This is a genomic window from Candidatus Deferrimicrobiaceae bacterium (assembly GCA_035256765.1).
Classification (GTDB): Bacteria; Desulfobacterota; Deferrimicrobia; order Deferrimicrobiales; family Deferrimicrobiaceae; genus CSP1-8.
Map to the genome: position 1 here is coordinate 12,365 of DATEXR010000017.1, position 13,367 is coordinate 25,731.

Genomic DNA, 13,367 nt, shown 5'->3' on the forward strand with positions numbered 1-13,367 from the left:
ACGAAGCCGGCGGGGATGCAGCGGCCCTCGAATGCCGGGATCTCCCGGGAATGGATCTCCGGAGGCCGGCGAGCCCGTGCGACGGACTCGTTGCTCCCTGGTTTGCCAAGACGCAACACTATCGGAAAAACGGAAGAACATCGTCGAACGTCACCATCCCCCGCCGCAACAGGTCCTCCACCGAGGGGAAGGCGGACCGGAGATTTTCCTCGACAATACGCGTCAGCCTCTCCTCGAAGGGCGCGTCGGAAAGAAGAAGGCTCTGGACGCCGGGGGTGAACGGAAGCATATCGAACAGGGCCATTTTCCCGAAATATCCGGTCCCGTGGCAGCGGGAGCACCCGCCCTGAACGTAGAAGGAGATCTCCCGGATGATCGGTTCGAACTTTTCCCGATACCGCTCCCCCACGAGCTGCCCCGACGGCACGGCGGTCACCGCCCGGCGGCAATCGGGGCAAAGGAGATCGACGAGCCTCTGGTGCATGACCAGCCGCACGATCCGCACGAGGAGGAACGGATCGACTTCCAGGGAGAGCAGGGTCCGGAGCGCCCGGCGGAGATTGCTCCCCTGCGTTCCGCAGTACACGGGCACCCCACTCCGGGCGATCTGGATGAGATCGAGAAGTTCTTCCGTTCCGGAGATGCGCTCGATCATCAGCGCGTCGGGATCGAGCGTCTCCGCGAGGCGCACCCACTTTCCCTCGAACCGCCGTTCGACCTCCTGGCGCTCCAGCTGGACGTACCCGTCGTTCCGGTAACGGTGGGTCTCCTCGACGGTGACGACCCGGTTGCCCGCCCGGTGCGTTTCCCGGAGCATCGCGAAGATCGTCGTCGCCACGCCCTCGACCCCGGGGGAGGAGACCAGGTAGATCCCGCCCCGCATCGGCAGGATGCGCCGCATCACCTCCCGTTGTTCCGGGTTGAACCCGATCGAGTCCAGCGCGATGGCCGACCGGAAATCCGGGAGAACCTTGACGATCGCCTCGACGCCGGAGATGCCCCGAAGAAAACTGATCCGGAACGCATGGACACCGGCCGTCGTCTCGATCTGGAAGGTGGCCTCCACCACGGATTCCGGCCCCGCGGAAAGTCCCGCCAGCTGCGCGAAGGAGCCCACGAGCGCCCCCCGGAAGCGAAGCGGGCAGGAGAGCAATAGCGATTTCCTCCCCCCGGAGTCCCCGGAGACGGCCACGCTCCCCCCGGTCGGAAATATCCGGAGGGAGGAGATCCCGGCGGTCACGGCATGAAGAAGGATTTTTTCCGCCAGCCGCCGGCCACGCCCCTGGGCAAGCCACTCCTCCACCTCGTCCCGTCTCATCACCCCGCCGGAGACATCCTCGGCCGAGAGCGAAAGCGCATCGGGGTAGAAGCGTTCGAGAATGCGCGCGATCCTGCGAACCGGGCAGACGACGATCCTAACCTTAAGGCCCGTCATCTCCTCGATCCTGGAGAACGTTCCGTGAAGGAACGGGTCGGCGACAGCGAGAGTGAGCTGCCCGTCCTCCCGGGAGACGGGCACTGCCATGGCTTCGCGGGCAATCGCCTCGGGAAGGAGCTCGGAGAGCGAAAGAGGCACGCCGTCCGGATCGACCTCGAGAAACGGGATCCCCAACCGGTTCGCCAGAATCCATCCCTTTGCGTCGGGGTGAAGCATGCCGGAAAGGAGCGCCGCCTCCACTGCCGGGACACCCTTTCGGGCGCCTTTCGCCTTCAGCTTTTTGACGGACTCGGAGGACAGATAGCCGAGTTTCTGAAGCGTATCGAAGATTTCGCTGTGGGAACCACGCACGTTGGCCCGCCTTTTCGCAACCCGTCCCAGAACTGCGGGGAGACCGGTTTATTTAGAACTTTATAAAAAAGGGGGGGGAAAGTAAAATGATTCATATTTCGCCCCAACGACAATTTCCGGGGGATCAAGGATTGCGAACAAGGGGATTTCGCAAGGTCGTCCCCGTCCTGGCGCTCGCGTTGGGGACAGGGGGGTGTCTCGTCACCGCCTCCACGTACGAAGCGAAGACGAGGGAGGCCGACACACTCCGGGAGGCGGTCGCATTCGCCAACAAGGAGAAGGGCACCATCGAGGCGAGGCTTCTGGCGTCCGAGAAGCAGATTTCCGACGCGAAAGAGGAAAACGCGGTCCTTTCCAACCGGTTGCAGAAGGGGGAAGAGGAACTCCGCACCGGGAAGGAGGAGCGCGCCTCGATCGTGGGGAAATACGAGGGAACGCGAATCACCCGGGAGGAGCTGATCTCGGAACTGCTGGAAAAGGAGAAGGCGACCGGGAAAAGGACCCAGGAACTGAGGGCAAGCGTGCAGGCGTGCGAAGCGGAACGGGAAAAATTCCGCCAGGAGGCCGCCACCCGGGAAACGGCCATTTCCGAACTGGAAAAACAGGTCCAGGAAACCCCCGACGTGGAATCCCTCCGGCGGGAGCGGGACATCCTGCTCGGCCGCGTCGAACGCATGAAGGAAGAGCGTCTCAGGGAGGCAAGACGGCGGGATGTGCGGTTCGCGGAACTCACGCAGACGTTCTCCGGCATTTCTCCCCAAATTGCGGTGGAGACGATCGGCCCCACCATGCGCATCCAGGTGAGCGACAAGGTTCTTTTCCGGAAGGGAAAGTCGGCATTGACGGAAGCCGGGAAGAAAATGATCGAAGAGGTGGGGAAGACGGCGTCGGAATTTCCCGCGGCGTCGATCATCATCACGGCGGGGGGGAAATCGCAGGCCGGCGGGATCCTCTCCGCCCTGACAAAGGGACATGCACTGCCGCCGGGACAGGTTCTCGCCAGGGCGGGAACCGGAGGCGGGGCAATCGAACTGTTGCTGGTCATCCCCTGATCCGGCCCCCCGTCGGGCGCCCGGGATCGGGTGACCGGTCCACAAACTTTCCGCGAGGAGGATCCGAAAAGGATGGATGTCTTCAACACCATGAAGGGTCGGCAGAGCATACGGAAGTTCCACAAGGATCCGGTCCCGCGGGAGAAAATTCTCCAGATGGTCGAGGCGGCCACCTGGGCGCCCTCCGCGGGGAACACCCAGAACGTCCGGTTCCTCGTCGTGGAGGACGCCGCCCTTCTCTCCCGGATGAAGGGGATCGTGGACGAAATGCTGTCCCGGATCACGGGGAAGGAGGTCCCTTCCGCCAAGATCAACTACCACAACCTCTTCGCCGCGGCCCCCGTCGCGGTCTGCGTCCTCGGAAAACCGTACGAATCGGCGACGGACCGGCACCTGCGGGAGAAAGACCCGGAGAGGCACAAGGTGCGGCGCTATCAGGTGAACGCCGGCCTGCAAAGCGTCGCCGCGGCCATCACCCAGTTTCTCCTGGCGGCGCATTCCCTCGGATACGGCGCATGCTGGATGACCGGGCCCCTCGTGGCCAAACCGGAGCTCGAATCCGCCCTTTCCATCCGGCCTCCCGAGGAACTTCTGGCGGTGATCGCCCTGGGGAAGCCGGACTCCCCCCCCCCGAAGCCGCCGCGGAAACCTCCCGAGGAGATCACGGAGTTCCGGTAAGGCCCGCTTTCTCGAACCGGAGGCGTTTGATCCGGAAACGCTCGGTTTCGGCTACCGTGATCCGGTATCCGTGCGCGAGAAAGGTCACCACTCCTTCGGGGACATCCTGGAGGCAGTCGAGCGCGAAGCCGCCCGCGGTCTCGTACGTGTCCCCCAGGGGGATATCGATCCCGTACTCCTCGCGCAGAACCCGGACCGGCGTCGCGGCGGGGACCGAGAGCGCGCCATCCTTCTCCCACTCCGGAACCTCGGGGGACTTCGACCCCTCCGCCAGCCTTCCGACGATCTCTTCGAGGAGATCGTGGATCGTGATGACGCCGCACAGCTTGCCGTGCTCGTCGATGGCAACGGCCAGGTGGACCCTCGTCCTCTGGAACTGGCGGAGCAGGTCCGCGACCTTCATCGATTCGGGAACGTAAACGGGCTTCTCGACAAACTGCGCCCAATTCTCGCGCGCCCCCGGCCGGAACAGGCTCCGGGAGGAGAGGATCCCCTCGACGTCCTCCCCGTCCGGGCTCAGAACGGGATACCGGGAGAAGCCGGAGTTCCCGACGATACCCGCCGCGTCCATGTACGCCATCCCCTTCCGCAGGGAAACCACCCCGGACCAGGGGGTCATCACCTCGTTCACCACCGTCTCCCCGAAGCGCAAGACCCCCTCGATCATCCTCTCCTCCGTGGAATCGATCGTGCCATGCTCCGCCCCCTCCTCGATCACGTCGAGGATCCCTTCCTCGGAGCCGAAACGGATATCCTGGAGGGCCTCGGGAACATACCCCGCTCCGAACAGGAGCCGTCCCAGTCGATCCAGAAGCCTTGCGGGCAGGGCCGCCCACCGCAGAGCGTGGAGACCACCCTTCCCTCCCCACCGGAGGATCCGGCGGGGACGGGTCATCGCCCCGCGCGTCGAAAGGTTCTCCAGACAGAAGAGGAGAAACAGGAAGAGAAAGGCCCACCCGGCGGCCGAGGCCGCTCCCTCCCATCCCCGCAGGTGATGGAAGAAGGAGAGGGCGGCTCCCCCCGCGCATAGTCCGGCGACCCCCTTGAGCGCCGACGACGCGACCCACAGAGAGAAGGGGTGACGGACCCCGGGGTCACGGACGGCTGCGAGCAGGCGGCCGGCGTTCTCGTTCCCCCCGGCCGCGTCCTCCGCCAGTCCCTCTTCGCCCACGATGAGAAGGGAAGAGCGAAGCGCGGTCACCGCGGCTCCTCCCGCGGCAAGCAGAATCGCCGCCAGCGCCCAAGCGAAGGAAGTACCCATGGCACCAATATATCCGATGTGCTACAATTATTCGCTGGGGTCTTGATGAAAAAGGTCGCGTATGTCTACCATCCGGACTATCTGCTCCACGCCCCCCCGTTCGATCACCCGGAATCCCCGGATCGCCTGATCGCGATCAACGAGCATCTCCAGGGCGTCGGTCTCCTCGACACGCTCGTGCCGGTAACCCCGGACTACCCGGACAACGGGGAAATTCTCCGGGTTCACGACCCCGATTACCTGCGGAGTCTGGAACATGCCTGCCGCCGGGGGGACCTGACGCTCGAAGCCGAGGACACCTACCTGAACAAGAACTCCTACTCGATCGCCCTGCTCTCGGCCGCAGGGGCCATGGCAGGAGCCGATGCCGTCGCCACCGGGAAGGTCGACCGGGCGTTCTGCGCCCTCCGCCCCCCGGGGCACCACGCCGGGCGCGCCGTGGGGATGGGATTCTGCCTCCTGAACAATGCCGCGATCACCGCCCGGTACCTGCAGGCGAAGCACGGCGTATCCAAGGTGATGATCATCGACTGGGACGTCCACCACGGCAACGGTACCCAGAACATCTTCTGGGAGGATCCGTCGGTGTTTTACTTCAGCATTCACGAGAACCCCGCCTTCCTCTACCCGGGCACGGGGCGGCGATGGGAAACGGGGAAAGGGGCCGGGGAAGGGATGACCCTCAATGCGCCGATGGCTCCGGGGGCGGGAAACGACGAGTACCGGCTGGCGTTCGAACAGATGCTCGCCCCCGCGGTGGACCGGTTCCGTCCGGAAGTGTTCGTCCTTTCCACCGGGTTCGACGCCCACCGCGACGACCCGCTGGCCGACATCGAACTCACGGAAGAAGGGTACCAGTGTCTGTCGGGGATCCTCGTCGATCTGGCAAACCGATCCTGCGGCGGGAAGATCATCTCCCTGCTCGAGGGAGGATACGAGAGGGAGTCCCTCATGCGGTGCACGGAAATCCACATCCGGGAACTCCAGAAGGACTGACCCGGGGGGAATGACAGGAGGACTGCATGTTTGTCACCCGAAGAATGCGGCGGGACGTCGTAACCGTCGCTCCATCCTCCACCCTGAAGGAGGCGCGCCGCCTGATGCGCGAGCACAACGTCCGCCAGCTCCCGGTCACCGGCAAGGAGAACGAGCTGATCGGCGTCCTGTCGGATCGGGACATCCGGGAGGCGATGCTGCCGGTGGGAATCCTTCCCGGCGCTTCGGAAGCGAAGATGGAGGAGATGCTCGCGAACACCCCCGTGGAGAAGGTCATGACCCGCAAGGTCGTCACCGCCACGATCGACGACTCCCTGGAGGACGCGATCGTCCTGCTGCACGACTTCCGGGTCAACTCCCTTCCCGTGGTGGACGACAAGGGCAGAGTGGCCGGGATCATCACGCGGACGGACATCCTCAAGGCGTTCATCGAGGCGCTGGGTGTGGGGGAGATCAGCAGCCGCCTGGAAGTCGTGGTCCCCGACATTCCGGGGTCGCTGGTCCCCCTCGTCACGATCATCAAGAACTTCCATGTGAACATCACGAGCATCCTGACCACCGGTCACACCGATCCGGACAAGCGCGCCGTCTTCTTCCGGATCGCGACCCTCAACGTCGGACCGATCCGGGAGGCCCTCCAGAAGGCGGGGTACGAGATCCTCAACCCGGGGGACTTCCGGACATGAACGCCATGCTGCTGCGGGAGAGAGGGCCGATCGAAACCTCTCCCCTCGTGGCGACGGACCTTCCGGACCCTTCCCCCGGGCGGGGGGAGATCCGGGTGAAGGTGTCCGCATGCGGGATCTGCCGGACGGACCTCCACGTCATCGAGGGCGATCTTCCCCCCCGGCGGACGCCTGTCATCCCGGGGCACCAGGTCGTGGGCACGGTGGACGCCGCCGGCAAAGCGGCGACCCGGTTCCCGCGGGGGACCCGCGTGGGGATCGCCTGGCTTGCGCGAACCTGCGGGGTCTGCGATTTCTGCGCGGGGGGAAGGGAGAACCTGTGCGACCGCCCGCTGTTTACGGGATATCACCGGGACGGCGGGTTCGCGGAGTACGCGGTCGTGCCCGAGGCGTTCGCCTATCCCCTCCCCCCGGCCTTCCGGGACACCGAAGCCGCCCCGCTCTTATGCGCCGGGATCATCGGGTACCGCGCCTTGCGGAGGGCCGATTTGCCCGCCGGGGGGAAGCTGGCGATCTACGGGTTCGGCTCGTCCGCCCATATCGTGATCCAGCTGGCCCTCCACCGGGGGTGCGAGGTGTTCGTCTGCACGCGGGGAAAGCGGCACCGGGAACTCGCGAAACGGATGGGAGCATCCTGGGCGGGGGAAGACCCGGCGAAGATGCCGGCGCCCGCCGACTCGGCGATCCTGTTCGCGCCGTCGGGCGAGCTGGTTCCCCCGGCCCTGAGACAGCTGAACAAGGGGGGTACCCTGTCGCTCGCGGGCATCCACATGAGCGACGTCCCGGCGATGAAGTACGAGGAGTGTCTCTTCTACGAGAAAAATATCCGGAGCGTCACGGCGAACACCCGGCAGGACGGCCTGGACCTTCTCCGGGAGGCCGCGGAGGTCCCCATCCGGCCGAAGGTCACCCTCTTCCCCCTCGAGGAGGCCAACCGGGCGCTCCAGCTGCTCAAGGCGGACAAACTCCAGGGAACGGGCGTCCTGACCGTAGGCGGATGATTTCCCCGTTTCCCCCCCCTGCGGACTACCCCTTCCCCTCCCGCCTCAGGATCCCTTCCGCGGCGAGAATGCCGTTGAGCGCGGCTCCGACGATCCCCCGGGACTTCCCCACCCCGTCCCCGGCCACGAAGAGGTTCGGGACGTTGGTCTCGAGGTAGCGGTCGGTCGCGTACTTCGTGTCGTAGAACTTGATTTCGGGAACGTAGACCGTCGTGGAGGGGTGCGCCACTCCCGGGATGACACGCGAGAGCAGGAGCAGGGTCTCCCTCAGGTTGTCGACGATCCGCCCGGGATAGGCGTAGGAGATGTCCCCCGGCGTGACCCCCGGCCCCAAGGGGAGGGTCGGCGTCATCTTGTCGTATCCGAGCAAGGCCGAGGAAAACGTCTCGGCCCGGGAGCGGCGCCCCTGGGTCAGGTCCCCCCACCGCTGGACGACCAGGCTGTCCCCGCCCCCCCAGAAATTGGCGAACTCCATCACCTTCCGGCCCATCTCCGTCGTGTCCTGGACCGGTTCGGTCATCGAGACGGTGTTCAAGATCGCGAAATTGGTGTTCGGCGTCTTTCGCTTCTTCAGCGCATCCCCGTTCACGAGGCGGTATCCGTTCCTCATCTCGACGCGGACCCTCCCCCCGGGATTGGTGCAGAACGTCCGGGTGCGGTCCTGGTGGGTGGGGGTCACGAAGAGGAACTTGGGGTCGTAGAGGACCCGCGTGATCTCGTCGTACACGGGTTGGGCCACCTCCACCCGGCAGCCGATGTCGATGGCGCCGTACTGCGTGAGCGCCCCGATCCCGCGGGCGACCCCGCGGAACCAGTAGGCGCCCTCCCGCCCCGGGGCCGCCACGACATACCGGGAACGAAACTCCCCTCGCGCGCTTCGCAGGAGGAACGTCCCGTCCTCGTTCCGCGCGAGGTCGGTCACCCGCGTGCGGAGAGAGAAGTCGACCCCTTCCCCTGCGATCGAATCCGTCATGCGGGCGACGACGCGGTGCGCCAGGTCCGTCCCCATGTGCCGCTGTCTCGCGGGAACGAGCGTGATGTCCCAGTCCCCCTTTTCCGTCCGGCGCCGGACCCAGGACACGCGGTCCAGCCACCATTGGATCTTCTCCTGGTCGACCCCGTACAGGACACGGTCGGCCCCGTGTTCGAGAAACACCTCGTCGATCGCGGCGATCCGCTTTTCGGCCTCCGTTTCCGACAACGCCAGCTCCGTCAGGTCGAGGCCGATGTGCGGGGAGAGGTTCAACTTCCCGTCGGTCATCGCCCCGGCCCCGCCGGTGCGGCTTTTCTCCTCCATCACGAGAACGCGCAACTTCCCGGCCAGCGTACTGGCCGCGAAGAGCCCGGCGGGGCCCGCCCCGACGATGACGACATCCCAGACGGAAGGCAGCTCAGCGGACACCGATTCCTCCCGCGCAGGAGATCTGCGGACCCGCGGAGATCCGGAACGGAAACGGGGAGACGCCCCGGCTTTCGAGGAACGATTCCACCGTTTCCCGGTCCCCCGGATCCCGGAGCAATCCGAACAGCATCCCTCCCCCTCCCGCGCCGCAGAGCTTCGCCCCGGACACCCACCTACGGAATTCGGGGGAGGAGAATGCGCTGTCCACCTTCCTCGTGGAAATCCCCCGCGCGGTCGTCCTGCGGATCGCCCACTCGCGCGCCATGGCCCGACCGGCCCGCTCGATCTCCCCCGCGGATACGGCCTCCCACGCGTCCCGCGCGGCATCCGCAATCCCGCGGAACCTGCGGAGCGCTTCGGGATTCCCGTCGATCGCCCCCCGGATCATCCGCCAGTTCAGCCCCGCGGAGAAGTGGGACTTCCCCGTGCCCGCCAGGAAGCCGTGCGCCGCGAAGATGCGCCCCACGGGGGATCCCGGCGCGATTCTCTCCGCCTCCGTCCGCCCCGGAAAGTACCGGATCCCCTGGATCCCGCCGCGCAGAGCGGCAATATGGTCCTGGGAGCCGGTGAGGCTCCGGAGATGAGCGGCCTCGATTTCCATCGCCTCCCGCGCCGTGTCTCTCCAGCTTTTCCGAATCCCGAGGAGACGGCACATCGCCAGCACCGTGGCGACGAGAAGGGCGGACGACGCCCCGATGCCGGAGCCAAGGGGCGCCTCGTTGCGGAACCGAAGCTCGATTCCGGTTTGGGGCGGGAAGGACCGCAGGGCCGCTGCGATCAGGCCGAACTTCCCCCGCGTCGGGAACCCATGCGTGTCCCCGGCTTCCGCCCGGAGGGAGAAATTTTCGGAAACGAGACGGACGGTCCTTCGGAGGAGGCGGATCGAGACGACGCTCGACACGCAAATCGCCGCGTTGACGGTCATCGACCCCGGAACGAGAAGATAGAGGGGGAAGATGTCGAGAGTTCCCCCCGCGATGTCGACCCGGTTGGGCACCACCACCCGGACCAGAGGGGTTCCTTCCGGGGGTTTCCGTTTTCCCATCCCGCCTCTCTCGTTGCGATGCGACGCTCGGTTTTTTTGTAACACGGCGGGGGGGGAAGAGAAAGGCGTCATTTCTCCCTTTACGAGCCGCCGGAGCGCCTTGTATAAAAGGGGGAGAAAGAACTGCCCATCCGCACCCTTTCGGACAGGAGGTTCCCGATGCCGCCCGTCAAGATCCGCTGGTTCGGCCATTCCGGCTTTTCCCTCCAGGATCCCTCCGGCAAGACCGTCCTGATCGACCCGTGGTTCCAGGGGAATCCGACCGCGCCCTCCGGGCCGGAGGAAGTGAAGAAGGCGGAGTTTCTGCTCCTCACGCACGACCATTTCGACCACGCGGCCGACGCAGCCGCGCTCGCCCGCCAGACCGGTGCCCTCGTGATCGGGATCTTCGAGCTGATCGGCGACCTCAAGGCGAAGGGCGTCCCCGAGTCCCAGCTCCTTCACGGAGGGATCGGGATGAACGTGGGCGGCACCGTGGTCCTCGACGGCTTTTCCTTCACGATGACGGAGGCGAGGCATTCCTGCACGCTCGGGACGCCCGTGGGGTACGTCATCCAGACCCCGTCCGGCCTGACCGTCTACCACTCGGGGGATACGGGCATCTTCTCCGGCATGGAGCTCATCGGAGAGCTCTACCCCGTCGACGTGGCGCTCCTGCCGATCGGGTCGGTCTTCACGATGGATTACCGGCAGGCGGCGAAGGCGGCCGCCCTGCTGAAGGCGAAAACGGTCATCCCGATGCACTTCGGAACGTTCCCGATCCTGGAACCGAACGCGGACCGTTTCGTCGCGGAGATGAAGAAAACCGTTCCGGGGACGCGGGTGGTCGTTCTCAGCCCGGGGGAAGAAACTTCCGTCTGAAGGGGTACCGAAAAACAGGGACGGTCCTGGCATCCTATTATCGGTTTATCCACCCCTCGTCGTGGACCTCGGTCCCGGTGTGGGCATGCCAAGTCCTCCCGCAGGACCGTCCCTTCAGATCCTTTCCGCCACGGCGGCCATGAGAAGGGGAAAGAGGATCTCGTGCGGTCCGATCAGGTGGTACCCTTTCCCGCCGCCGCGGGTGGGGCGCGACACCACGTTGACATCCGGGCGGTACAGTCGCTGGAAATCCATGTTCACGGTGGTGATCCGCGAGAGGGGCTTCCCCAGGTTCCGGGCGACCGACACGGCCTTGAGAAAGACCTCCGGCAGGACGACGGCCGAGCCGACGTTGAGATAGACTCCTCCCTGGAGGCGGGCGACCAGCGAGCAAAAGGAGCGGAAGTCCCGAAGCGACGCCTCCCCCGTCGCCGCGCCGTCGGTCTCGGGGTGCATGTGGATGATGTCCGCGCCGACGCAGACATGGACCGTCACCGGAATCTTTCGCTTCCACGCCCCGGCGAGCAGGGAACGACCGCGATGGGGAGCCCGCGACGCCGCGAGCGCCTTCCCGACCGCCGCGCCGAAGCCCAGGCCCTCCCGGACCCCGACCCCCACCGCCGCGTGAATGAACATGGCCGTCTCCCGCGCCATCCCGAAGGAACCGTCCGCCAGCTGCGCATCCACATCCTCCGACGTCTTTCCCGCGAGGGCGAGCTCCACGTCGTGGATCACCCCCGCGCCGTTCATCGCGACGCCGGCGAAGAGCCCATCCGACAGCCCCTGCAACAGGAGGGGGGACAGCCCCACCTTGATGAAATGGGCGCCGATCCCGAGCAGGACGGGCGCGTTCCGCCGCCGGGCCCGGACCACCGCGTCCACCACCGCGCGGAAATCCTTCGCCGCCAGGTAATCGGGAAGCCCTTCGAGGAACGCGCGGAAGGACATCCCCTTCCGGACGGGGGACGCAAACCCCCGGAACGAAACGATGCTTTTCCGGGAGTGAAGGGAGGTTCGCCGGAGCCGGGAGAGGTCGAGATCCCTCATCGCTTCCCGGCCTCGCGGAACAGGAGTGTGTCCGTGAGCTCGCACAGGATGTGTCCCACCGCCACGTGCGCCTCCTGGATCCGCGGGGTGCTCTTGGAGGGGACGCAAAGGGCGATATCCGCGAGCGAGGCCGCCTTCCCTCCCTCCCCCACGAGGGCGATCGTGACCATCCCCTGCTTCTTCGCCACCCGGAACGCCTTGAGCACGTTGGGGGAGCTCCCGCTCGTGCTGATCCCGAACGCGATGTCCCCCTTCTTCCCGAGGGCCTTGATCTGTTTGCTGAAGACATCGTCGAATGTGTAATCGTTCGAGATGCTGGTGAGTATGGAAGTGTCCGTGGTGAGAGCGATCGCCGGCAGGGGCGGCCGCTCGATCAGGAACCGGTTCATGAACTCGGCCGCGATGTGCTGGGAATCGGCGGCGCTCCCCCCGTTGCCGAAGAGAAGAACCTTCCTTCCCGCCTTGAAGGTCTCCGCGATCGTCTTCGCCGCCTCCAGGATGTCGCCGGTCATCGTCTCGATCATCTGGAGGCGCAGATCCGCCCCCTCTTTCAGTATCTTTCCGATCGCTTCCTTCACGCGGGATCTCCTCCGGAAGGGTAGAGGAAAATTGAATCTCTTTTTCCCGGGAGTGTCAAGAAACGGGTGCACCCCGCAACTTTCCTTTCGGGAAAAACCGCGGTAGCATGAATCGCATCTATATCATCCTGAAGGGACTTCCCGTGGACGACGTGATCGACCGGATCCTGGACGGGGCGAAAACCGTCGCCGTCGTGGGGCTCTCGGACAAGCCCGACCGCCCGAGCCACATCGTTGCGCGCTATCTCCGGGGGAAAGGGTACCGGGTCATTCCGGTGAACCCCATGATCCGCGAGGCCCTCGGCGAAAAATCCTACGGGGCCCTGGCGGAGATCCCGGGCGGGGTCGATCTCGTCGACGTGTTCCGGAGATCGGAGACGGTACCCGCGATCGCCGAGGAGGCGATCCGGATCGGCGCAAGATTCTTCTGGATGCAGGAGAGCGTAGTGAACGAGGAAGCCCGGACCAGGCTCGCCGCAGCGGGGATTCCCGTGGTGATGGACCGGTGCGTGATGAAGGAGCTCGCGAAACGCGGAAGATGAACCTACCAAGCGATCCTGTCCTGCGGTGAGGGATGGATCTCTCGCCGACCGGCGACCGCCCGGCGCGGCGTCGGGACGACAGGGCAGGCAGGGAGGAACCGATGGCCGGAACCATACTGGAACTGAACAGCGGGAACTTCAAGACGACGGTCGAATCCGGGTCCATCCCGGTGCTGGTCGACTTCTGGGCTCCCTGGTGCGGGCCGTGCCGGGTCATCGCACCGATTCTCGAAGAGGTGGCGAAGGAATTCGAGGGGAAGGTGCGGGTGGCCAAACTGAACGTGGACGACAGCCCGGACATCGCCTCGCAGTTCGGCGTCCGCGGAATCCCCACACTCATCCTGTTCCGGGACGGGCAGATCAAGGGGCAGATGGTGGGAGTCAACCCCAAGAACAACATCGTTCAGCTCATACAGAAAAACCTGTGAT

Annotated in this window: 14 protein-coding genes; 8 read left to right on the forward strand and 6 right to left on the reverse strand. The window is 65.5% G+C overall.

Annotation, left to right across the window (positions count from 1 at the left end):
- Window positions 1–118 precede the first annotated feature (118 nt).
- The gene (locus VJ307_00590; GenBank protein ID HJX72622.1) at window positions 119–1,789 is read right to left on the reverse strand and encodes an ATPase, T2SS/T4P/T4SS family; all 1,671 of its coding nucleotides are present in this window, start codon (window positions 1,787–1,789) and stop codon (window positions 119–121) included.
- 131 nt (window positions 1,790–1,920) lie between these two features.
- Between VJ307_00590 and VJ307_00595 the strand changes: the two genes are divergently transcribed.
- On the forward strand, window positions 1,921–2,841 hold the full coding sequence (locus VJ307_00595; protein ID HJX72623.1) for a hypothetical protein: 921 nt from the start codon (window positions 1,921–1,923) through the stop codon (window positions 2,839–2,841).
- 72 nt (window positions 2,842–2,913) lie between these two features.
- A complete protein-coding gene (locus VJ307_00600) occupies window positions 2,914–3,519 on the forward strand; it encodes a nitroreductase family protein (protein HJX72624.1) in 606 nt (201 codons plus the stop codon).
- Here the strand turns inward: VJ307_00600 and VJ307_00605 are convergent.
- Window positions 3,503–4,780: a CBS domain-containing protein gene (locus VJ307_00605; GenBank protein ID HJX72625.1), complete on the reverse strand. Its 1,278-nt coding sequence runs from the start codon at window positions 4,778–4,780 to the stop codon at window positions 3,503–3,505. The genes VJ307_00600 and VJ307_00605 overlap by 17 nt on opposite strands.
- Window positions 4,781–4,825: 45 nt before the next feature.
- Here VJ307_00605 and VJ307_00610 point away from each other — a divergent pair, with 45 nt between their 5' ends.
- The 3 genes from VJ307_00610 to VJ307_00620 are packed head-to-tail and all read left to right on the forward strand — an operon-like array spanning window position 4,826 to window position 7,463.
- Window positions 4,826–5,776 (forward strand): histone deacetylase, encoded by a 951-nt coding sequence (locus VJ307_00610; GenBank protein ID HJX72626.1) that lies wholly within the window; start codon window positions 4,826–4,828, stop codon window positions 5,774–5,776.
- Between the two features lie 26 nt (window positions 5,777–5,802).
- The gene (locus tag VJ307_00615) at window positions 5,803–6,462 is read left to right on the forward strand and encodes a CBS and ACT domain-containing protein (protein ID HJX72627.1); all 660 of its coding nucleotides are present in this window, start codon (window positions 5,803–5,805) and stop codon (window positions 6,460–6,462) included.
- Complete coding sequence (locus VJ307_00620; GenBank protein ID HJX72628.1) at window positions 6,459–7,463, forward strand: zinc-dependent alcohol dehydrogenase family protein; 1,005 nt, start codon at window positions 6,459–6,461, stop codon at window positions 7,461–7,463. Before VJ307_00615 ends, VJ307_00620 begins: the two co-directional genes overlap by 4 nt.
- Window positions 7,464–7,488: 25 nt before the next feature.
- On the opposite strand, the gene VJ307_00625 is transcribed toward VJ307_00620, so the two are convergent.
- Entirely contained in the window at window positions 7,489–8,865 is a 1,377-nt protein-coding gene (locus tag VJ307_00625; GenBank protein ID HJX72629.1) for an FAD-binding protein, read from the reverse strand.
- Window positions 8,855–9,910, reverse strand: coding sequence for a hypothetical protein (locus VJ307_00630; GenBank protein ID HJX72630.1), 1,056 nt, complete (start codon window positions 9,908–9,910; stop codon window positions 8,855–8,857). The genes VJ307_00625 and VJ307_00630 overlap by 11 nt, the downstream gene beginning before the upstream one ends.
- A 159-nt stretch (window positions 9,911–10,069) precedes the next feature.
- Here VJ307_00630 and VJ307_00635 point away from each other — a divergent pair, with 159 nt between their 5' ends.
- Window positions 10,070–10,771 carry a metal-dependent hydrolase gene (locus VJ307_00635; GenBank protein ID HJX72631.1) on the forward strand — a complete coding sequence of 234 codons (702 nt, stop codon included), beginning with the start codon at window positions 10,070–10,072 and terminating at the stop codon, window positions 10,769–10,771.
- Window positions 10,772–10,885: 114 nt separating this feature from the next.
- On the opposite strand, the gene VJ307_00640 is transcribed toward VJ307_00635, so the two are convergent.
- Complete coding sequence (locus VJ307_00640) at window positions 10,886–11,818, reverse strand: hypothetical protein (protein HJX72632.1); 933 nt, start codon at window positions 11,816–11,818, stop codon at window positions 10,886–10,888.
- The gene (locus tag VJ307_00645; GenBank protein HJX72633.1) at window positions 11,815–12,396 is read right to left on the reverse strand and encodes a D-sedoheptulose 7-phosphate isomerase; all 582 of its coding nucleotides are present in this window, start codon (window positions 12,394–12,396) and stop codon (window positions 11,815–11,817) included. The genes VJ307_00640 and VJ307_00645 overlap by 4 nt, the downstream gene beginning before the upstream one ends.
- 107 nt (window positions 12,397–12,503) lie before the next feature.
- Here VJ307_00645 and VJ307_00650 point away from each other — a divergent pair, with 107 nt between their 5' ends.
- Window positions 12,504–12,938 (forward strand): CoA-binding protein, encoded by a 435-nt coding sequence (locus tag VJ307_00650; GenBank protein HJX72634.1) that lies wholly within the window; start codon window positions 12,504–12,506, stop codon window positions 12,936–12,938.
- Between the two features lie 101 nt (window positions 12,939–13,039).
- Window positions 13,040–13,366: a thioredoxin gene (gene trxA, locus VJ307_00655; protein HJX72635.1), complete on the forward strand. Its 327-nt coding sequence runs from the start codon at window positions 13,040–13,042 to the stop codon at window positions 13,364–13,366.
- The last annotated feature ends 1 nt before the right edge of the window (window position 13,367 follow it).